Here is an 18,549-nt window from a genome sequence, read left to right on the forward strand (position 1 = left end):
GCCCGGGCCGTCCTCACGCGACTTGGTGACGGGTAAGGACGGGCCGTCCCTACGCGTCCTGGTACGCCTCGCCGCCCAGCTCCAGCGCGGCGGTGCCCGCGGTGGTGTCCGCCAGCCACTCGCGGAAGGCGTCCACGTCCGCGTCGGGCAGCCCGAGTTCGATCGTCACGGCCTCGGCGTAGCGCACCTCGCGGACCGCCCGGCCCGTCGCCCGCAGGTCGTTCTCCAGCTTTCCGGCCCGCTGGTGGTCCACGGTGACGGTCACCAGCCGGAACCGCTGCCGGGTGACGGTGCCCAGCGCGTCGAGCGCCTCGCCGACCGCGCCGCCGTAGGCCCGGATCAGACCGCCCGCGCCGAGCTTCACGCCCCCGTAGTAGCGGGTGACGACGGCCACCGCGTACCGGATCTCGCGGCGCAGCAGCATCTGCAGCATCGGCACCCCGGCCGTGCCGCCCGGCTCCCCGTCGTCGCTCGCCTTCTGCACACCGCCGTCCGCGCCGATGACATAGGCGAAGCAGTTGTGGGTGGCGGTGGAGTGCTCCTTCCTGACCCGCTGGATGACGTCCTGCGCCTCCTGCTCGGTCGCGGCGGGCGCGAGCCTGCAGAGGAAGCGCGATCTGTTGATCTCGATCTCGTGCACGCCCTCGCGCGCGACCGTCCGGTACCGCTCCTGCATCAGGCCACCTTATGTCCCGGCTCTCGCGCGGTGGTCACGCGTACGCGACGTAGGTGGCCACGCGCGTGCGGCCGCGGTGGTCACGCGTACGCGACGGCCGCTTGGGCGGAAACCCACGGCGTTGAGGGGACGCGCCCGCTCATCCCTCTCCGCCGCTGCCGCCACGGCCGAACCGGGACGGCCTGCACAAGGGCCCCCACGCGCCCCGCTGGCGTGCCACCACGTCCTCGGCTTCGGCGATCACGCTCTCGGCGATCCAGGCGACCGGCTCCACCTCGCGGACCAGGGGTTCGTTGTCCGGCCCCCGGCCGGTCTCCTCCCCCTTGAGCACCCAGGGGCGGACATCGGCGGAGCCCTGGTCGTCGTCCCGGAGGTGGATGTAGTCGCACAGCCTGCGGGCGACCCAGACGGTCGTGGGCAGGTCCTTCGCCCACTCCTCGAAGACCAGGGGGTTGGCCGACAGGCCCGGCATCTGCGTGCCGGTGAGCCCGTCCCGGCTGACCGCACTGCCTTCCAGGTCCGCCTCGGGCCCTCGGGACCAGCGGACGAAGACCGGAGGCCCCTGCTCGATCAACTCCACGAGCTGGTGCAGAGCGGTGTAGGTGGGGAGTGTCGTGCCTGCCATGATCGCCCTTGAGTACCCGTGGCCGACGCCGCCAATCCACCACCCCTCCCCCGATCACACGGACGCCGCCCGGCCCCGCTGCTCGGCGGGGAGGGCGGCGTCCCGCCAGGGAAGTGCCGCGGCGTCCGGGTCAGCGGCCCAGGGCCTTGGCCAGCTGGTCCTTGGTCATGTTGGAGCGGCCCTCGATACCGCGCTGCTTGGCCTCGTTGTACAGCTGGTCCCGCGTCGGGCCCTTGGGACCCGTCCGGCTGCCGGAGCGCTGGCCGCCGCGCTGCGGCGCGGACTTCGGGTCCCGGGTCGAGGTCTTGCTGGCGGACCTGGACTCGCCCGAGCGCGCGCGCTCCTTGTTGACCGTACGGGCGGCCATTTCCTTCGCCCGGCCGGTGGACGCGCCGCGCTGTTCGGCGCCTTCCTTGATGTGCTCGTACTGCCGTTCACGCTTACGGCTGGATCCTGCGGGCATGGTGTCTTCCTCTCCTTCCGCCCCCTCGGTCGGTCGCGGCCGACAGCTGGTGATCGCCGACCGTATGAGTCGGGTTCCCCCCGTTCGCTCCCCCATAACCAGCATGCGTCTCCTGGGCGTCGACCGGATGCCATGCGGTGTGCGCGATGCGCGGGATTGGTCTTTCGGCAGTGTCCGCCCGTTCCCCGTCTTCGTAAGGTCACCTCTGCGAGTCGGCCGATCACGCGGGTGGGGGACATGACGACACGGACACACACGACCGGATCCGGCGCCCGCCCGTGGGCGTCCTGGGCCGGACACCTGCCCCTGGCGGCCACCATCGCCGCCGCCGGGTTGAGCGTGGTCAGCCTGTGGTGGGTGGTGCCCACGGCGCTGTGCGCGTTCGCGGCGGGATGGCGGCCCGGGCGGACGTGGTCCACGGCGGTGGGGCTGATCGGGGCGGTGGCGGGCGCTGTGGTGGCCGTCGCCGCGGTGCCGTCCTGGATCACCTGGGCCGACCGCTTCGTGGCGGTGGTGGCGGGGGCGGTCGTCCTGCCGTGGTTCGTGGGGCGGTTCTGCCGTCAGTACCGGGAGTTGGTCCGGGCGGGGTGGGAGCGGGCCGCGCGGCTGGAGCGCGAACGGCGGCTGATCGCGGAGCAGGCCCGGCTGCGGGAGCGGGCCCGTATCGCGCAGGACATGCACGATGTGCTCGGCCATGAGCTCAGCCTGATCGCCCTCTCGGCCGGGGCCCTCAAGCTGGCGCCCGGGCTGGCGGACGGCCACCGGGAGGCAGCCCGGGACATCAGGGCCAGGGCGGCGGCCGCCGTGGACCGCCTCGGCGAGGTGATCGGCGTCCTGCGTCAGGAGCCGGACGGGGCGCCGCCGGAGCCGGGGGGCGCGGACGTGGCGGAGCTGGTCGAGCGGGCGTCGGCGTCGGGTCTCGCGGTCCGGCTGCGGAGCGACGGCGAGCCCGGCGAACCGCCGCCGGACGTGGAGCGCGCCGTGCGCCGTGTGGTGCGGGAGGCGCTGACCAACGTGGCCAAACACGCGCCGGGTGCGGAGGCGACCGTCCACGTCCGGCATACGGCGGAGGAGACCGAGGTCCGGGTGGTGAACGGCCCCGCGTCCGCCGCCGCTCCCGTCCGCTCCGGCGGCGAGGGCTTCGGCCTGATCGGCCTGGACGAGCGCGTCGGACTGGCCGGGGGACCTTCGGATACGGCCCGGAGGCGGGCGGTTTCGCCGTCCGCGCCACGTTTCCCCGCACCACCACCCGGCGGCCGGGGGCGCCCCACGCCCCGGACACCCCGGACGAACCGGTGGCGGCTGACCACCGGCGCGCCCGCCGCCGGCTCGGCCGCACCCTGCTCGCGGCCCTGATGGTGCCCCTGGTAGCGGGGGCCCTGCTGATCGGGGTGGTGCGGGTGTGGGACACACTGAGGGCCCGGGAGTCGGTGCTCGCCCCGGACGACTACGCCCGGCTGCGCACCGGACAGGACCGCGACCGGATCGCGCGGTATCTGCCGGACCGACCACCGGCCGACGGCCGCCGAACCGAGGGGGACGGACATCGTCTGCGAGTACTACGCGATGACGGCCGACCCCTTCGACGACCGCTCCGGGGATGTCTACCGGCTGTGCTTCCGCCACGGCACCCTGGTGTCCGCCGACGCCTTCACCGGAAAGGGCGTCCGATGATCCGGGTCCTGATCGCCGACGACGAGCCGATGATCCGCGCGGGGATCCGGGCCGTGCTCGCCACCGATCCGGACATCGCCGTGGTCGCCGAGGCGGGCGACGGCCACCGGGCGGTGGAGCTGGTGCACCGCCACCGGCCCCGGGTGGCGGTGCTGGACATCCGGATGCCCGACACCGGCGGTATCGAGGCCGCCCGCGAGATCCACCGGACGGCCCCGGCCACCGGTGTCATCATGCTGACCACCTTCGGCGAGGACGACTACATCCTCCAGGCGCTGGGCGGCGGCGCCATGGGCTTCCTCATCAAGTCCGGTGAACCGGAGGAGCTGATCGCGGGGGTGCGCGCGGTGGCCGACGGCGCGGCCTATCTGTCACCGAAGGTCGCGGCCCGCGTCGTGGCGCATCTGGCGTCCGGTGGCGCGGGGGTCATGGCCGACCGCCGCACCGCCGCCCGCGCCCGGGTCGACGCCCTGACCGCCCGGGAGGGGGAGGTGCTGGCCCTGCTCGGCGGCGGGCTGTCCAACGGTCGGATCGCCCGTCGGCTGCATGTCGTCGAGGGGACGGTCAAGGCCCATGTGAGCTCGATCCTGGCCCGGCTGGGCGTGGAGAACCGGGCGGCCGCCGCCGTGGTCGCCCACGAGGCCGGAATCCTTCCGCCCCGCGCGCCCGAACAGCGCTGACGCCGCCCGTACGGCCGGAGCGCCCGCCACGACCAGCGTCGCCGCCACCACGGCGGCGCCCAGCAGCGCACCGGCGGCCACATCGTGCGGATAGTGCACCCCCACCGCCACCCGCAGCAGCGCCGCCAACCCCGCCAACGGCAGCGCCACGGCGGCGAGACGGGGTCTGAGCAGCGTCAGCCCGACCGCGATCCCGGTGGCGAGGGTGGCGTGGTTGCTCGGAAACGACCAGTCCCCCGGCTCGGGACACTCCGCCACCGCCACGACTCCCCGTACCGCGCGGCACGGCCGCTCCTCGTCCACCACCAGCTTCACCGCCTCGCTCGCCGCGTAGCCGGCCACGGTGCCGATCCCGGTGAGCACGACCCCGGCCACGCCGGAGGCGTCCCCGCGCCGGAAGGCCGCCCACCCCGTCCACAGCAGCAGCAACCCCAGCGCCACCAGCGTGCCCTCGGTGGCCAACTCCAGCAGCGGCCCGGCCCACGAGGGCGCCTGATCTCGTCACGGATGGGGCGGACGGACTCCACACCCTTACCGGCGGGGTCTTCCAAGGCCCAGTCGAGATACTTCTTGCCGGAGAAGATCGGGCAGGCGTCGCCGCAGCCCATCGTGATGACGTAGTCGGACGCCTGGACGGCCTCGGTGGTCAGGACCTTTGGCTTCTGGCTGGAGATGTCGATGCCGACTTCCTTCATCGCCTCGACCGCGGCTGGGTTGACCTGGTCGGCCGGGAGAGAGCCGGCGGAGCGGACCTCCACGCGGTCGCCCGCGAGGTGAGCAAGGAATCCGGCCGCCATCTGCGAGCGCCCGGCGTTGTGGACGCACACGAACAGCACGGACGCGGCAGGGGTGGAGGACATCAGTTCATCCTTCTCAGGTTGGCAGGCAGGTGATGCGGACGGGGAAAGGGTTCAGGTACCCGGGAGGGTGGCGAACAGGTCGGAGATGTGAGCGTCGATCTCGTCGCGGATGGCCCGGACCGCAGCACTTGGAGCGCCGTCTGGGTCTGCGACGGGCCAGTCCAGGTAGCGGCGGCCAGGCACGACCGGGGCGCGTCCGGCGTTGTGGCTGCACACGAACAGCACCCTCGGCAGCCCGGCATCCATGCTCGCGCCGCTCGGTCGCCAGGCGCTCGGCGAGCACGACCAGGTGGGTGTGGACCCGGGCGGTGGCGGCGAGCTGGATGGAGGAGTCGGCGAGCAGGTGCCGCACGGTCTCGGCCGAGAAGCGCGCGGGTTCGCGGACTCCTGGGCCCGCTGGTGTATGAACCCGCACGCCGAGTCGCAGTTTGTACCCAACGCCGTGCAGATTCAGATGTAGAGACGCGGTGGGAGGCGTCGGCCTGATCGCGTCTAGCGCGCGGGCGCCAGCCAACATCCGCTGGTTGATCGGGGCCTCGGCCAGCCCGCAGGAAGAGGCGGTCCGGACGGGTACCGCATTCTCCCGCCACCCGAGCGGTCAAGTGGACGCGTCAACCTTGCGAGAGAACCCACCTCATTCAGGCGCAATACACACAAGGATGATCACAGTGTGTAAGCGTTCGTGTTTTTCTGTGGCGGTCTCCTTGTGCTGCCCGGCGCCGCCGGAGCGGTGGGGAGGGGCGAGAGGAGCACAGTGGATCGTTTGATGGTAGGCCGGGCGTGGAAGTCGGTCGGGCTGGCTCTTGCCGGTGCGTGTGCCCTGTCGGTATCGGTGGCGACGCCCGCACCTGCGGTGGCCCCCGGGGTAGCCGCAGCATCGAGCGGCTATCTGAACCTGCACCAGTGCGTGTACGGCAACGGAAGCATGCTCTACACGAACTTGCTGCCCAACACCCCAAACACGCCGTTCAACACCGGTACCAAGGTCTCCAAGGATGACGAGTCGGCGGTGACCTGCGGCCCGGGGGCCGGCGGCTGGACACTCGGCTCCGTGAACTCCGCCGCGTACAACGGCGACCGGTTCGGCAGCGGCCGCAAGTACCTCAACCTGCACCAGTGCGTGTACAGCAACGGCTCCACCCACTACACGAATCTGCTGCCCAACACGAAGAACGAAACGTTCAACACCGGCACCAGCATCTCCACCGCCAAAGACATGGCCCTGGAATGCGGCCGGCCCAGCGGCTGGCCACTCAACTCCGTAAACTCCGCGCTCTACACCGCGGACTTGACGGGGGCCAGCGGCAGGTACCTGAACCTGCACCAGTGCGTCTACAACAGCGGCACCAGTCTCTACACGAACCTGCTGCCCAATACCGCGAACACGCCGTTCAACACCGGTACCAACGTCTCGAACACCGCCGACAGGACCGTGGTCTGCGCACCGGGCAGCAGCGGCTGGCGACTGGACACCGCAAACACGGCCGTCTACGTCATCGACCTGCTGGCGTAGCAGACTGATCACCGTTCATCCGTGAGCGAGCAGCGGTCCGACCCGGCACACCACCGGGCGGGCCGCTGGTACCTCGCCTTCACGCTGCCACTCGCGTCACCGTGGGAGCTTCGCGGTGCGTTCGGGGTACACGGCGGTGATGTACCGCAGACGGAAGCGCCGCGGCACTCGATGCCGGCTCGCGTCCCAGGTGGCGGTCAAGACGGGGTGAGCTCGTACTTACATCGCCCGCCGCGTCCCCAACTCCGCAAGAGCCCCTGGGCGCATGGGCCCCCAGGGGGCAATGGCGAGCCCTCACCGTCGGCCAAGCATGCGACCTTGCACCCGGACAGGCCGGTGTTCCCCTGCGGCGTGCCGCCCGCGACCGGATCCCTGGTCAGCTGGTTGTTGTCAAGGCTGCGTGCGCGGCGGTGAGGATCTGCTCGGAGAGCGGGGAGTCCTTGGTGGCTCGGGCCAGGACGAGTGCACCGAGCATCGTGCACAGCCGGGTGATGCCGTCCTGGTCCTCGGTGGCGAGCCACTCGGCGAACTCACCCACTCCCTCGGTGTAGACGCGGCGGGCCTCGCGATCTCCCGGTTCGCGCGCCATGTCGGCGGCGAGCGCGGCGGCGGGACACCCATCTGCCGCGCTGTCGCGGTGCTCAACGGAGAGGTAGGTGTCGATCAGCTCCTGCTGGGCGGCGTCGCGCTGCCCGCCGTGCTGCTTGAGGCCGCCATCGCGGAGCCGGGTGAGTCCGTCGAACGCGTGGGCGGTGGCTTCGTCGATGAGTGCCTCTTTGGAGGCGAACTGCTTGTAGAAGCCGCCGTGGGTCAGGCCGGCGGCCTTCATGAGGTCGGTGACGCTGACGTGGGTTCCCTGTTCCCGGAACAGCCGGGAGGCGGTTTCCACGACCCGCCTGCGGTTCTCCTCCGCTTGCGCCTGCGATACGCGGCCCATCAGCCACCTCCCGATTGGATGCCGGTTGACATCTATCCTAGGTGAGGTTTTAGATTGTGGTCATAATCTAATTGGTATGGGCCGCTCGGCCCCGCACCGCTGGGAGCACGTATGGAACTGAAGAACGCTGTCGCCGTGGTCACCGGCGCCAACCGAGGACTGGGCCGCCACCTGGCCGCACAGCTCGTGGAGCGCGGCGCGAAGGTGTACGCGGCGGCCCGCCGCCCGGAGACGGTGGACCTGCCGGGTGTGACTCCGCTGCGGCTGGACGTGACGGACGAGGAATCGATCCGGGCCGCGGCCCGCACCGCATCCGACGCGACACTGCTGGTGAACAACGCGGGAATCTCCACCGCCACGCCACTGATCGCGGGCGGCCCGGACGCGGTGCGCCTGGAGATGGAGACGAACTTCTTCGGTCCGCTCGCCGTGACACGGGCTTTCACCCCCGTCATCGAGGGCAACGGCGGCGGCGCCGTGCTCAACGTCCTGTCCGTGCTGTCCTGGCTGCACCCCGCCGGCCTCGGGTCCTACGCCGCGACCAAGGCCGCGGCATGGGCGCTGACCGACGCCACCCGGGAGGAGCTGGCCCCCCGCGGCATCACCGTCTCCGGGCTGCACGTCGGATGGATGGACACCGACATGGCCGCCGGGGTTCCCGCCGATCAGAAGGCCGACCTCGCCGAGGTCGCCGCGCAGGCCCTGCACGGCATCGAGACGGGTCTGCCCGAGATCCTCGCCGATGAGACCACCCGGTACGTCAAGCAGACCCTGGCCGCTTCGCCAAGTGCGGCCTGAGGCGCTCCCCGACTCCCCTGTCGATTCTTGAGCATGGACACCTGATGCGTTACGCGAACTTCGGACACCGGACGGGACTGCGCGTGGCCGGGCACCGAGAACGGGAAGCCAGGCAGTCAGCTTCCGGACACAGCCTGGTACGTCTCCCCCTTCTGTGCGGGCAGGGCGAGACTGGCCGTTGGGGTCGTGATGCTTGCCAGTGGGGTGGCGATGCCTGCCAGTGCTTCGCGAAGGCCGCTGGTCGGCAACAAGTCGGCTCCCTGGTGACCGGCTTGGAAGCCATGCGCTTTGCGGGGCCCGCGGGCGCGCTGGGGCCGTGGGTCGGACCTTCGTCTATTCGACTGGGTGGGAGGATTCGGAGTACACCGCGCTGTCGTCCCTGGACCCGAACACGTCAGGACGCGCCGCGTTCCGGGCCTGTCTGCGGGCCTTCCTCGGCGATCGGGCGGGCCCGGCCGCTGCCGGTGTCGATGAGGATCTGCTCGGCCGGTGCGAGGTTGTCGACGCGGACGGCCCGGGCCATCGCGGTGCGTGCCGCGTCGGGCGTCGCGTGCGGGGGGACCACCAACAGGGAGAAGAGGTCTCGATCGCCTCGGGTGATGAGGATGGTGCCGTCGCCCACAGGGAACGAGTCGATATGCACGATGCGGTCGTCGATGATCAGTCGTGTCGGCAGTTCTTCCCAGGCGTCGGCGTCCAGGCCGACGCGCGTGACGGGTCCGAGGTGCTCGGTCAGGGCGGTGATCAGGGCGGGAAGTTCGGCGCCTATGTCGCGGGAACGCGGCCACCACGCACCGTCGAGAATGCCCTCGCGGGTATGTGTCGTCGCCAACCGCAGCAGGGCTGTGCCGGGTTTCACGGCATGGTGGATCGCGTCTGGCAGAAGTTTCACTTCACGCGGGGTGTCGGCGTCGGACATGGTCTGCTCGCCCTCTTACGAGGTTCGGTGGCCCGCCGGTTTCACCGTACTCCGAGAGCCCACGCCCAGGCCCATCGGTGCCCTGCGGACCCGGACCCGGCTCTGAAGAAGTGGCTGATCATACGGGGGCTCAGCGGGGCAACGCCCCGGAGTACAGTGAAAACACCGGGAGCACTTCGCACACCGGCCTCCACGCGGGTGTCGTTTTCGGCGAGCAACAACACCGGGACGCTGCAAAGCGCGCCCGGGGACAGGTCCGCGGCATGAGCGTGACCATCGACCGTACGACCACCCATGAGCGCGTGCCCCCGCCACCGGCCCGCCTGTCCCTAACTCCGGTCGGCCCGGTTCCAGGTCTTCTGGACGGTGCGTGGTGGCCCCGCTCCCGCGATCTCCTCCGTGAGCTGCCCGCCCTGGCCGATGTGCTGGACGCGCGCTGGGGCCGGATCACTCGGGTCTCCGTGAACCCGGCCCAGTGGCCCGTGATCCCGCGCAAGGTGCCTGCGGCCGGGCACACGATGGACGTCGGCTGGTTCACCGACGAGCAGGACCCGCACAAGCTGATTCTGCTCTCCTACACCGCGGGCCGCTGGGACCTTCTGGTGATCCCACCGGAGACGGGTGCGGCAGCCGCCTCCCGGCTGATGGCCGCCGCTGCGACACCCGGCAGCCTCCTCACCGCCAGCAGGCTGATGGCGGACGAGACCGCCGCCCGTGATGCCCGGGAAGATTTCAGCCAGGAGGAGCGGTGGGAGACCGATGGCGGTCCTGCTCCGCTTCAAGGGAGGTGAGGAAGTGGAGACCGTCATCACCGTGTCCGTGATCATCTTCATGATCATGGTCGGAGTGCTGCTGATCCATCTGCTCAATGGACGGCACAACGAGCGGATCGCAGCATTTCACTACAGCGATGCCCTGGCGGGAGTCGGCCAGCGGAGCCGGAAGGGCCGGCAGTCGGCAAGCCCGCCGGATCGCCCGTCGCCCCCTCTCCTGACCGGGGCCGGTGGGCGCGCAGCGAGGCCCCACACTCACCGCCACGTCTTCCTGATGAACGAGGCCACCATGCAGCCACCGGAATCACCCTCGGCAGGGCGCGCCGAGGTGCGTATTGTCGCCGCGTCCCCCGAGGCCGCCCGCCAGGTCGCAGCGGTACTCCGTCGTTGCTTCGCCGCCACCGAACAGCGCAGCTACCCCGCTGGCGCCGAAGGCGGAACCCGCCTCCATCTCACTGTAGACACCACGCACACGGCAGGACCGGCGCGGTCCTGGCTGGCAGCAAGTCGGTCCTCCGGGCACCCCGCGCAGACGGACGAAGTCTGAAGGGATGCCCCTCAGCGAGGTGCGGGCAGGGCACCGCGACGCGTGTCCGCGTCGGCGGAAGAACTCCTGAGCCCCGAAAAGTCCCTTATGCCGGAAAGCGCGCCAGGCTTAGCATGGTGAGTGGGCCGGTTCACTCTCACGTGCAACCGACCCGAAAGGGCGGCTCCGGTGTTTCTGCGCCGGAGCCGTTGTACCGACGCATCGGCGCGAACGGCCGGGAGCAGAGCATGATCGGCAGCGTCGCCGGTCGCGCCACCGGCGCCCTGGAAGCGATCTCACGGCGATCTTCAGAGTGTGTCGCGGGAGTCCCGGGGAGCTCCCGATACCGGGGTGGAGGGGCAGCGGGACCAAAGTGCGGCGGGCGTGTCGCTGCGCGAGGGTGGTTATGGCGAAAAGAGGTGGCCATGGCCGAGGGTGAACAGAGCTTCCGGATTGTCGCCGTGGACCGGTCGGAAGGATTCGGTGAACGGCTGCTGGGCATCCTGCTGGACCGGGCTCACGAGATGCCGCCCCAGCTGATCGCCCCGCTGGTCGCGGAGGAAGTGAGCAGGATCGGGGGGCGTGACGTCTCGATCCTCCTACAGGACTACGACCAGCTGATACTGGCACCGCTGCCGGGCAGAGGACTCGTTATCGGAGAGCCCGAGTGGATCGACGAATCGCAGGCCGGCAGGGCTTTCCTCAGCGCGACAACGGTGGAACACCCACAGGCCAGCGGAATCCGGATGTTCCTGCCGCTGCTGGACGGCAGCGATGAGGTGGGAGTGCTGGCCGTCACCCTGAACAGCGTCGATGATGACGACCGGCGGCTGCTGCGGCGCCTCGCGGGCCTGGTCGCCGACATGCTGGTCACCAAGAACAGCTATACCGACCAGTTCTTCCAGGCCCGGCGCCGCCAGCCGATGAGCCTGGCCGCGGAAATCCAGTGGTCGCTGCTGCCCCCGCTGACCATGATCACACCGCAGGTCGCGGTGGCCGGAATCCTCGAACCGGCCTATGACGTCGCGGGGGACAGTTTCGACTACGCCCTCAATGACGACATCCTGCACACGGCCGTCATCGACGCCATGGGCCATGGGCTGGACGCCGCCGTACTGGCGACCGTCGCCGTCGGCGCCTATCGCCATGCCAGGCGCGCCGACGTCGGGCTCGATGAGCTGTACATGTTCATGGACAGGGCCATCGACGAGCAGTTCGGGCCCGACCACTTCGTCACGGCACAGATGATGCGCCTGAACATCCGAACCGGCCACCTGCAATGGGTCAACGCCGGCCACCCGGCACCCCTGCTGATCCGCGAGCACCGCGTCATTCAGACCTTGGAGAGCCCGGGTACCCTGCCCGTCGGATTCGGAGGCGCCATCCCGCAGATCAGCGAGCAGGCCCTGTCCTCCGGCGACCGGATCCTCTCCTTCACCGACGGTCTCGTCGAGGAGCACCGCGCCGGCGAAGAACAGTTCGGCGAGGAGCGACTGCTCGGCTTCGTCGACCGCGCGGGGTGCGAGGGAGAAAGTGTGCAGGAAATGGTACGCGGCCTCTCCCATGCCCTGCTGCGGGAACGCGGCGGGGTCACCACGGACGACGCGACTCTCTTCCTGGTCGAGTGGTGCGGGGGCACCGCCGACGGCCTCGCCACGGCAGAAGCGTGACCAGCCCACCGGAAGCCGATTCAGCCACCGCCGACTTGCATCTGCAAGGCTGGTCTCGGGCCGGGTGGGCTTGCGGGCGATGCAGTCCGGTGAACCGACGCCAACGCGGAGTTGCTCGTGCTGCGGCACGAGAACGCGGTGCTACGCCGCCAGATCAGCGGCCGGGTCCGGCATGAGCCCTTTGATCGGTTCTGGCTGGCTGCGCTGTTGGGGCTGATACCCCGCCACCGGTGGCGTGAAGTCTTCCCGGTCACGCCCAGCATCCTGCTGGCCTGGCATCGCAGGTTCATCGCGGCGAAATGGGACTACAGCGTGCGACGCGCTCGGACCGGGCGACCACCGACCAGGGCGGCGCTCAGGGAGCTGATTCTGCGGCTCGCCCGGGAAAACGCAGGGTGGGGCCACAGACGGGTCCAGGGCGAGTTAATCGGCCTCGGGAATCCAATCGCCGCATCCACCGTATGGGAGATCCTGAACGCTGCGGGTATCGATCCGGCCCCTCGCCGCGCCGGCCCAACCTGGCGCGAGTTCCTCACGAACCAAGCCGAGGGCATCATCTCTGCAGAATTCTTTCATCTTGACACCGTGGTCGGACGCAGACTCTACGCGCTGGCCTTCCTCGAACACGGCACCCGGCGCCTCCACATCTCAGGCGTCACGGCACATCCCTCCCGGGACTGGGCCGTGCAGCAGGCCCGGAACGTAGCCGCCGACTTGGACACACGTATGGAATCCCTGCGGTTCCTGCTCCGTGACCGCGATGGCAAGTACGGCCAGTCCTTCGACGCCGTCTTCGAGGCCGACGGCATAGACGTGATCAAGAGCGCGCCACGAGCGCCGAGGATGAACGCCCACTGTGAACGGGTTATCGGCAGCATCCGGCACGAGGCCCTCGACCACATCCTGATCACGAACGAGTCACACGCCCGACATGTCCTTGCCGCCTACCAACGGCACTACAACACACACCGTCCTCATCGAAGCCGAGGCGGCTACCTCCTGACGCCCACCAACAGCCCACCACCCCGCACGACCGCGACGCACGCGGACTCCTGCGTACACGCGTCCTCGGCGGCGTCATCAACGAGTACCGCTATGCCGCCTGATCAGCAGCGATGACTTTTCGAGCCCGACAAGCACGCCAGACGGCGCACCCTCGCCGGTGCCCTCGCCCAGGGCAACCAACACCGGCCACGCCGACCCCTCAGACAACGGTCACCGATCCCACTAAAAATCCCTGAACCGATGTCGGTCAGCGACTACACAGCAGTCTCCCGGCGTAATCGGCTCGGTGAGCTCACCCACGAATACGAGCAGGTCGCGTACTGCGACATAGTTTCCGGCACCCACGCGGCCCCACGTCTCAGGCTCAGCGGCTTTCAGCAGGCCTTGACCGGCACGAGATTAAAGATCAGAAAGTCCCACCGGACATGGCCAGAGCTGACCGCAGTTGGGCAAGTTCCCGCTGCTTGAACAGCGACGTCTCCCCTTCCGTGTCACTGGCAGTCGGGGGCGCCCTCCCGGACAGAGTGGAACGATGGTCCCGTGAGTTGTGGCCGCTTGGAGAGGCGTTATTCACCCAATTGCATATGAGGGCATCGAAGCCCCCGACGTCACCCTCGGTGGGCCTTCCAGCCCAGCCCGGGGGGCTCAGGGTTCTGCCCAGGCAGATGCACTCCCTCGACGCCGGAGCGATCCGGCCACGGCGTTTTCTTCGATCACCCCGGCGCTTGGGAATCCCTGGAATGTGGTGCCCGTTGTGGCAAACAGGTTGTTTGTCGTACCCACAGGAGGCACGCGTGTACAGCGACCCGGCGACGGTCCGCAAGATCCTCACAGAGCTGGGAGACACATGGGCGGTAGTCGGCCTATCTTCCAACCAGCAGCGCGCGGCCTACGGGGTCGCTGGGATTCTCCAGCGTTACGGCAAACGGGTCATACCCGTACACCCCAAAGCCGAGTCGGTGCACGGCGAGCAGGGATTCCCGACGCTCTCTGCAATTCCATTCGAAGTCGATGTCGTGGACGTGTTCGTCAACAGCGACCTGGCGGGCCCGGTCGCCGACGAGGCCGTCGCCATCGGCGCCAAGGCCGTCTGGTTCCAGCTCGGCGTCATCGACCCGGAAGCGTACGACCGCACCCGCGCCGCCGGGCTCGCCATGCTCATGGACCGCTGCCCGGCCATCGAGCTCCCCCTGCTGGGGTGACCTGCGACGACGCGCCTTGGATGCATGGGTTTCCGCGGCCCACGGCAGGCGGGAAACGCCCCGACCGGCGCCGCGGGGGCGCACGGACGGGGCCGCTGTTGGGTTGTACTAGCTCCTCTTGCCCCGAGCCTGGTCGCGCGCTCAATCAGGGACGGGCAGACGAGGTTCATCACTCCGTGGGACCGGGGTCCGGAGGCATCGGCATGATCGCGCACTCCTCGGTGTGCTGGCACTTGGCCGCCACGACGACCGGATCCGAACCGGGAGGGCCCCACAGCTCGGAGTCGACGTCGAAGCCCAGTTCCGCGGTCCGCGTCTTCGTGCGCTCCAGGATCTCGGCGTCGTAGTTCCGCGGGTTGTACCCGGGCGTGTGGTGGACGTACCCGCCCCGCCTCGTGCACAGGCTGGAGTACAGATACGTGTGCAGGATGAGCGCGTGCCACCCTTCGTCGACGATCCGCGACGGGGTCGGGTTCTTCCCGGCAGAGCACGAAGCGGCGATCACGAACTTCGTCGCCTCATCGACGATCCGGCCGGCCATGGTCTCGTCCATGTCCGGGTTGTTGTCCATGACGGTCTTGACCACGCCTGCCCGATCCTCGTCGGGCAGCAGAGCTGTACCTTGACTCATGCGCGTACCTCTTCTCTGTGAGTGGTGCGTTGCCCTCGTCCCGGTCACTGGCCTCCAACCACCCGGCCGGGACGAGGCTTCACGTGCTTACGGCCCCCGCCCCCCATCCCGACACACGTCACGGAGATTCGGAGCGGGGACCACGGTCCGGGAGGAGCCGACCAGAGCGCTCCCGGACCGCTTCCTCGGCGACCATGATCACATCGGAGAGGGCTAACCGAAGCAGCTTGATCGCGGCCTGCGCGTCTTCGAGTGACGTCGACGGGTCCGCCAGATATCGCGACGACGCCCTGATCGCTGCGCGCCCTCGGTCCTCGAATGTCAAGGCGGCCTTTTCGCGAGGTGTCACGGCCGCGATGCGCGTGGTTGCGTCCCGCCGCGACAGGTAATCGTCCCTGCTGGGGTACCACGTCACGCCGTCTCCCCGTCGTGACGGACCAGCGTCGTACCCGGCCCGAGCTGTTCCCCACCGGCATGAAGCCTGCGCATAGCCACGTCGCGCGGTGTACTCGGTACCGCCTCGTCGTCGACGGCCACACACGCTCCCCCAACGTGACTGACTGTCTGCCGTAACGTATTGCGAGCCGCGTCGTCGAAGGCGATCCGGTGCCAGTTGGCGACGAGACAGACGATTCGCTTCCCCCGACCTTCGTGCTCCATCGCGGCGATCATGCCGTTCCAGAAAGTCCGCCGGAGGGCAACAGCGTTGGATCCGCGGTCTACCCACTGTCCCGCGACTGTCCACCCCCGATCGCAGGCGTACTGACGACAGGTAAGGATCCGCTCATCCGCTGAATCCTTCTCGGTCACCTCGCGGTCGTAGATGAATACGAGGGTCTTCGACTCGTCGTTGGTCATCGAGGCTCCCGGTCACTGGTTTCCCTGTGTGACCAGATAACTACGAGTGAGTCATGATCAGTTGGCACAAAACATGCACAACGGCGCGTCAGAGCCCTTCAGAGGTAGGGACGCAGGCGAAACGGCATGCGACAGTTGGTCCATGCACAGCGCACCCTCAGCGGGCGAGAACATCGCGGTTTTACGTAAGGTCCGCGGGCTGAGCCAGACGGCTCTCTCCCGCCAAATGGGGATCACGCTCTCGTACCTGAGCAAAATCGAGACTGGACTTCGTCCAGCGACTCCGCCGATCGTGGCAGCAGCGGCAGGTCCCCTGAAGGTCACGACGGCCCGCATCTACGGAGATCCGTTCGCCGATCCGTCGAAGCAGACGGAATTGATGGATCAGCTACGAACGGTCGTCCGTCGACACACGCTGCCGCGCGAAGACGTGCCGCCTACCGACGAACTGGCCGCCTCGCTCGAGCGCGCCGCTCAGCTCCGCGCCAACACTGACTACCTGAGGCTGCTCCAGCTCCTCCCCAAGCTGCTCGGCCAGGTCACCGCAACGGCCATGGAGAGCGACGGGGATGCTGTTGCGTGGGGGCACGTGGCCGACGTTTACAGCTGTGCATACGCCTGCGCTCACCGTTTCCGTCAGCCGGACCTGGCCGACATGATCGTGAGCCGTCAGCAGTGGGCGGCCCAGCAGACGTGGAACCCTGAGGCCGTGGCTGCCGCGGCGTGGAATGAGGCGGGGACGTATCAGTCAGCCGGCGAGTACTCCGACGGGCTGGCTATCATTGAACGCGCCATCGTCCAGTACGAAAGGATGCCGGGCGACGACCTGGACCGCGTCGTCCACCTTGGCTCGCTCCACCTCCGCGGCATCGTCCTGGCCTCCCGCCACGAGGACGCGAACGCCACCGCGGACCACGTCCGCCGGGCCAAGGCGCTGGCCGAGCGGATCAGCGGGCCCGATGTCCTCCAGCACCACCTCACCTTTGGGCAGGGCAACACCGCGCTGTACGAGTTGGCAGCCCAGATCGAGCTGAACCACCCTGACAAGGCCGCGGAAGTGGCGGCCCCGCTGCTGAAGAATCCTCCCGCGGGGCTGAAGCCGTCGCGCGTCGGCCGGCTGGCCATCGACGCGGCTCGTGCGCGTCTCGCGACGAGGGATCTCGTTGGCGCAGAGGATGCGCTGAAGTACGCCTTCCACGTCGCCCCTCAGATGGCGGAGATCCATCCCATGGCGCGGGAGGTGCTGCGCGTGCTGTGGACGCTCCACCAGCGCAGCCGCCCGGATCTACTGGCCATGGCGAAGCGGTCTGGACTGGCGTCCTGATCAACGTAAAACAGCCCCCGCCGGATGATCCCGACGGGGGCTGATGCGTGTGGTCCACGGCCCCCGTGCTGGCGATTGGTCAGACAGGGACGTTCGGCACCGGCAAGGTGGACGAGTACAGCGAGAACTACAAGGTGACGTCGAAGATGCAAGTCACTGCCGTCAGCGCGAAGTACGTAGCCCCGGCCGAAATCGACACGACGAACGAGCCGGAGAACGGGCAGTACGTCGTCCTTACGCTCACACTGAAGAATGTCGGCACGGCACCTGCGGACTTCTCCACCTGCGGGCTGCTCAAGTGGGAGGACGATCAAACGGCCGCGCAGGACGCGACGACATTGGAAGGCGTCGGCGACGGTCCGGATCTCGACACAACGCACAAGCCGGGGCAGTCCGTCACGGGGAAGCGACGACGAGCGGCGTGCTCTGCCCGGCGCGGGTTATGCGGGGCAACGCCCCTCGCGAGATGCGGTCTGCGGGTCGGTGGTTTCGTCGCCGACCGCGATCCGCTCCCGCTAGGCTCTGCCGCGATCACAAGCGTGGGCATCGGGGGATGGACTTTGACGACGGCGGATCCGCACCACATCGGCCCGTTCGAAGCCATGGAGCGGCTGTTCGCGCAGTGGCTGCCGCCGTGGCGGCTGGCGGTGGTCGGCGGCGAGGCTCCGCCGTCCTACGAGGAAGAGTGGGACACCGCGCCCTCCGTGGCGCAGGTGTCGGAGTACGGGGCATTCCCGTCGGCGTTCGCCGGTCCCGGCGGGCGGCGCCATCCGGTGTCCGTCGAGCGGTTCGACATCGAGGACCCGGACGAGACGTCCGACGGCCCGCTGCACGCCTCGTGGGGCCTGCCGGACACCGGTGCGGAGCAGGCGTTCGCGTTGCTCATCGAGGCGCTGGAGTCGGGCCCCGGCAGCCTGGACCGGCGGGGCCGGGCGCTCGCCGGGTATCTGGCCGGTTCCCTGGCGGCGGACGGTACGGACCTGCTGCGGATCGCGGTGGCCGCCGAGCCGGGCGGCCCCGCGCTGGACGACGAGCTTCAACTGCTGGTGCGCTCCGACGACGGGACGACGCGGCTGGCGCTGGCCCCCGCCCCGGTGGCCGCCCCCGCCGGCGACGCCACGCCGACGTACCGGATCGCCTGCGCCACGACGCTGCTCAGCGAGTTCCTCCGAATCAACAACACCGACGCGGTGACCTTCGAGGTGGCCTTCGGAACCCATGGCCTCGAGCTGGACGTCGCCGACCCCGACGCCGTCTTCCGCGCCGGCTGGGCCGGAGACGGGCACTGGCTTATCGCGGAGGAGGGCGACGACGAAACCGATGATGTCCTCTGGGCGTTGGACGTCGCTTCCCGCGAGGCCGCGCTGATCGAATCCGAGCTGAACATGGTCACGGCGGCCCGGGCGTCGACCCTG

The 18,549-nt window shown here is 69.3% G+C and carries 20 protein-coding genes and 2 pseudogenes; 11 read left to right on the forward strand and 11 right to left on the reverse strand.

Annotated elements, in window-relative coordinates:
- Positions 1-49: 49 nt before the first annotated feature.
- The 3 genes from LIV37_RS08120 to LIV37_RS08130 form a co-directional block, all read right to left on the reverse strand.
- Positions 50-676, reverse strand: a complete 627-nt coding sequence (locus tag LIV37_RS08120) for a YigZ family protein (RefSeq protein WP_020866619.1) — start codon at positions 674-676, stop codon at positions 50-52.
- A gap of 139 nt (positions 677-815) precedes the next feature.
- Positions 816-1,301, reverse strand: coding sequence for a DUF6098 family protein (locus tag LIV37_RS08125; RefSeq protein ID WP_020866620.1), 486 nt, complete (start codon positions 1,299-1,301; stop codon positions 816-818).
- 130 nt (positions 1,302-1,431) lie between these two features.
- A complete protein-coding gene (locus LIV37_RS08130) occupies positions 1,432-1,764 on the reverse strand; it encodes a hypothetical protein (protein WP_020866621.1) in 333 nt (110 codons plus the stop codon).
- Positions 1,765-2,001: 237 nt separating this feature from the next.
- Between LIV37_RS08130 and LIV37_RS51705 the strand changes: the two genes are divergently transcribed.
- Together LIV37_RS51705 and LIV37_RS08140 are read left to right on the forward strand one after the other, a co-directional pair.
- Positions 2,002-3,120 carry a sensor histidine kinase gene (locus LIV37_RS51705; RefSeq protein ID WP_309471137.1) on the forward strand — a complete coding sequence of 373 codons (1,119 nt, stop codon included), beginning with the start codon at positions 2,002-2,004 and terminating at the stop codon, positions 3,118-3,120.
- Positions 3,121-3,434: 314 nt separating this feature from the next.
- The gene (locus LIV37_RS08140; RefSeq protein WP_020866622.1) at positions 3,435-4,118 is read left to right on the forward strand and encodes a response regulator transcription factor; all 684 of its coding nucleotides are present in this window, start codon (positions 3,435-3,437) and stop codon (positions 4,116-4,118) included.
- 90 nt (positions 4,119-4,208) lie between these two features.
- Here LIV37_RS08140 and LIV37_RS52040 read toward each other — a convergent pair.
- From LIV37_RS52040 to LIV37_RS52045, 3 genes and pseudogenes are all read right to left on the reverse strand, one after another.
- Positions 4,209-4,559 (reverse strand): annotated as a pseudogene (locus tag LIV37_RS52040) (phosphatase PAP2 family protein); the annotation flags it as partial.
- A gap of 50 nt (positions 4,560-4,609) precedes the next feature.
- A pseudogene (locus LIV37_RS08155) lies at positions 4,610-4,978 on the reverse strand (arsenate reductase ArsC); the annotation flags it as partial.
- Between the two features lie 13 nt (positions 4,979-4,991).
- On the reverse strand, positions 4,992-5,321 hold the full coding sequence (locus LIV37_RS52045) for a hypothetical protein (protein WP_338060259.1): 330 nt from the start codon (positions 5,319-5,321) through the stop codon (positions 4,992-4,994).
- Here LIV37_RS52045 and LIV37_RS08160 point away from each other — a divergent pair.
- Positions 5,223-5,438: a hypothetical protein gene (locus LIV37_RS08160; RefSeq protein ID WP_020866627.1), complete on the forward strand. Its 216-nt coding sequence runs from the start codon at positions 5,223-5,225 to the stop codon at positions 5,436-5,438. The two genes, LIV37_RS52045 and LIV37_RS08160, sit on opposite strands and share 99 nt — an antisense overlap.
- Before the next feature lie 294 nt (positions 5,439-5,732).
- Entirely contained in the window at positions 5,733-6,491 is a 759-nt protein-coding gene (locus LIV37_RS08165; protein ID WP_148717866.1) for a hypothetical protein, read from the forward strand.
- A 376-nt stretch (positions 6,492-6,867) separates the two neighbouring features.
- Here the strand turns inward: LIV37_RS08165 and LIV37_RS08170 are convergent, their stop codons facing one another.
- A complete protein-coding gene (locus LIV37_RS08170) occupies positions 6,868-7,428 on the reverse strand; it encodes a TetR/AcrR family transcriptional regulator (protein WP_020866629.1) in 561 nt (186 codons plus the stop codon).
- Positions 7,429-7,539: 111 nt separating this feature from the next.
- Between LIV37_RS08170 and LIV37_RS08175 the strand changes: the two genes are divergently transcribed.
- Positions 7,540-8,226 carry an SDR family oxidoreductase gene (locus tag LIV37_RS08175; protein ID WP_020866630.1) on the forward strand — a complete coding sequence of 229 codons (687 nt, stop codon included), beginning with the start codon at positions 7,540-7,542 and terminating at the stop codon, positions 8,224-8,226.
- Between the two features lie 394 nt (positions 8,227-8,620).
- On the opposite strand, the gene LIV37_RS08180 is transcribed toward LIV37_RS08175, so the two are convergent.
- Positions 8,621-9,145 carry a DUF5994 family protein gene (locus tag LIV37_RS08180; protein WP_020866631.1) on the reverse strand — a complete coding sequence of 175 codons (525 nt, stop codon included), beginning with the start codon at positions 9,143-9,145 and terminating at the stop codon, positions 8,621-8,623.
- A 263-nt stretch (positions 9,146-9,408) separates the two neighbouring features.
- Between LIV37_RS08180 and LIV37_RS08185 the strand changes: the two genes are divergently transcribed.
- From LIV37_RS08185 to LIV37_RS08205, 5 genes are all read left to right on the forward strand, one after another.
- The gene (locus LIV37_RS08185) at positions 9,409-9,936 is read left to right on the forward strand and encodes a DUF5994 family protein (protein ID WP_020866632.1); all 528 of its coding nucleotides are present in this window, start codon (positions 9,409-9,411) and stop codon (positions 9,934-9,936) included.
- A 271-nt stretch (positions 9,937-10,207) separates the two neighbouring features.
- Positions 10,208-10,465, forward strand: a complete 258-nt coding sequence (locus LIV37_RS08190; protein ID WP_121826171.1) for a hypothetical protein — start codon at positions 10,208-10,210, stop codon at positions 10,463-10,465.
- 404 nt (positions 10,466-10,869) lie between these two features.
- Positions 10,870-12,114: a PP2C family protein-serine/threonine phosphatase gene (locus LIV37_RS08195; RefSeq protein WP_020866634.1), complete on the forward strand. Its 1,245-nt coding sequence runs from the start codon at positions 10,870-10,872 to the stop codon at positions 12,112-12,114.
- A gap of 117 nt (positions 12,115-12,231) precedes the next feature.
- Entirely contained in the window at positions 12,232-13,233 is a 1,002-nt protein-coding gene (locus LIV37_RS08200; protein WP_309471138.1) for an integrase core domain-containing protein, read from the forward strand.
- 680 nt (positions 13,234-13,913) lie between these two features.
- On the forward strand, positions 13,914-14,321 hold the full coding sequence (locus LIV37_RS08205; RefSeq protein WP_020866635.1) for a CoA-binding protein: 408 nt from the start codon (positions 13,914-13,916) through the stop codon (positions 14,319-14,321).
- A 169-nt stretch (positions 14,322-14,490) separates the two neighbouring features.
- Here LIV37_RS08205 and LIV37_RS08210 read toward each other — a convergent pair whose 3' ends face one another.
- Together LIV37_RS08210 and LIV37_RS08215 are read right to left on the reverse strand one after the other, a co-directional pair.
- Positions 14,491-14,952 (reverse strand): glycine-rich domain-containing protein, encoded by a 462-nt coding sequence (locus LIV37_RS08210; protein ID WP_121825697.1) that lies wholly within the window; start codon positions 14,950-14,952, stop codon positions 14,491-14,493.
- Between the two features lie 411 nt (positions 14,953-15,363).
- Positions 15,364-15,810: a recombinase family protein gene (locus LIV37_RS08215; RefSeq protein WP_020866638.1), complete on the reverse strand. Its 447-nt coding sequence runs from the start codon at positions 15,808-15,810 to the stop codon at positions 15,364-15,366.
- A 142-nt stretch (positions 15,811-15,952) separates the two neighbouring features.
- Here LIV37_RS08215 and LIV37_RS08220 point away from each other — a divergent pair, with 142 nt between their 5' ends.
- Positions 15,953-17,134, forward strand: coding sequence for a helix-turn-helix domain-containing protein (locus LIV37_RS08220; RefSeq protein ID WP_158634937.1), 1,182 nt, complete (start codon positions 15,953-15,955; stop codon positions 17,132-17,134).
- Between the two features lie 515 nt (positions 17,135-17,649).
- Here LIV37_RS08220 and LIV37_RS08225 read toward each other — a convergent pair.
- Entirely contained in the window at positions 17,650-18,174 is a 525-nt protein-coding gene (locus tag LIV37_RS08225; RefSeq protein ID WP_158634936.1) for a hypothetical protein, read from the reverse strand.
- Positions 18,175-18,549: the final 375 nt, after the last annotated feature.

The sequence above is a fragment of the Streptomyces rapamycinicus NRRL 5491 genome (assembly GCF_024298965.1).
In the GTDB taxonomy this organism is placed as follows: domain Bacteria; phylum Actinomycetota; class Actinomycetes; order Streptomycetales; family Streptomycetaceae; genus Streptomyces; species Streptomyces rapamycinicus.

Coding starts and splice junctions, on each gene's coding strand:
- LIV37_RS08210 (WP_121825697.1), bottom strand. CDS start 14,952: ATGAGTCAAGGTACAGCTCTGCTGCCCGACGAGGATCGGGCAGGCGTG.
- LIV37_RS08160 (WP_020866627.1), top strand. CDS start 5,223: ATGCTCGCGCCGCTCGGTCGCCAGGCGCTCGGCGAGCACGACCAGGTG.
- LIV37_RS08215 (WP_020866638.1), bottom strand. CDS start 15,810: ATGACCAACGACGAGTCGAAGACCCTCGTATTCATCTACGACCGCGAG.
- LIV37_RS08170 (WP_020866629.1), bottom strand. CDS start 7,428: ATGGGCCGCGTATCGCAGGCGCAAGCGGAGGAGAACCGCAGGCGGGTC.
- LIV37_RS08180 (WP_020866631.1), bottom strand. CDS start 9,145: ATGTCCGACGCCGACACCCCGCGTGAAGTGAAACTTCTGCCAGACGCG.
- LIV37_RS51705 (WP_309471137.1), top strand. CDS start 2,002: ATGACGACACGGACACACACGACCGGATCCGGCGCCCGCCCGTGGGCG.
- LIV37_RS08175 (WP_020866630.1), top strand. CDS start 7,540: ATGGAACTGAAGAACGCTGTCGCCGTGGTCACCGGCGCCAACCGAGGA.
- LIV37_RS08125 (WP_020866620.1), bottom strand. CDS start 1,301: ATGGCAGGCACGACACTCCCCACCTACACCGCTCTGCACCAGCTCGTG.
- LIV37_RS08120 (WP_020866619.1), bottom strand. CDS start 676: ATGCAGGAGCGGTACCGGACGGTCGCGCGCGAGGGCGTGCACGAGATC.
- LIV37_RS08130 (WP_020866621.1), bottom strand. CDS start 1,764: ATGCCCGCAGGATCCAGCCGTAAGCGTGAACGGCAGTACGAGCACATC.
- LIV37_RS08140 (WP_020866622.1), top strand. CDS start 3,435: ATGATCCGGGTCCTGATCGCCGACGACGAGCCGATGATCCGCGCGGGG.
- LIV37_RS08220 (WP_158634937.1), top strand. CDS start 15,953: ATGCACAGCGCACCCTCAGCGGGCGAGAACATCGCGGTTTTACGTAAG.
- LIV37_RS08195 (WP_020866634.1), top strand. CDS start 10,870: ATGGCCGAGGGTGAACAGAGCTTCCGGATTGTCGCCGTGGACCGGTCG.
- LIV37_RS08190 (WP_121826171.1), top strand. CDS start 10,208: ATGCAGCCACCGGAATCACCCTCGGCAGGGCGCGCCGAGGTGCGTATT.
- LIV37_RS08185 (WP_020866632.1), top strand. CDS start 9,409: ATGAGCGTGACCATCGACCGTACGACCACCCATGAGCGCGTGCCCCCG.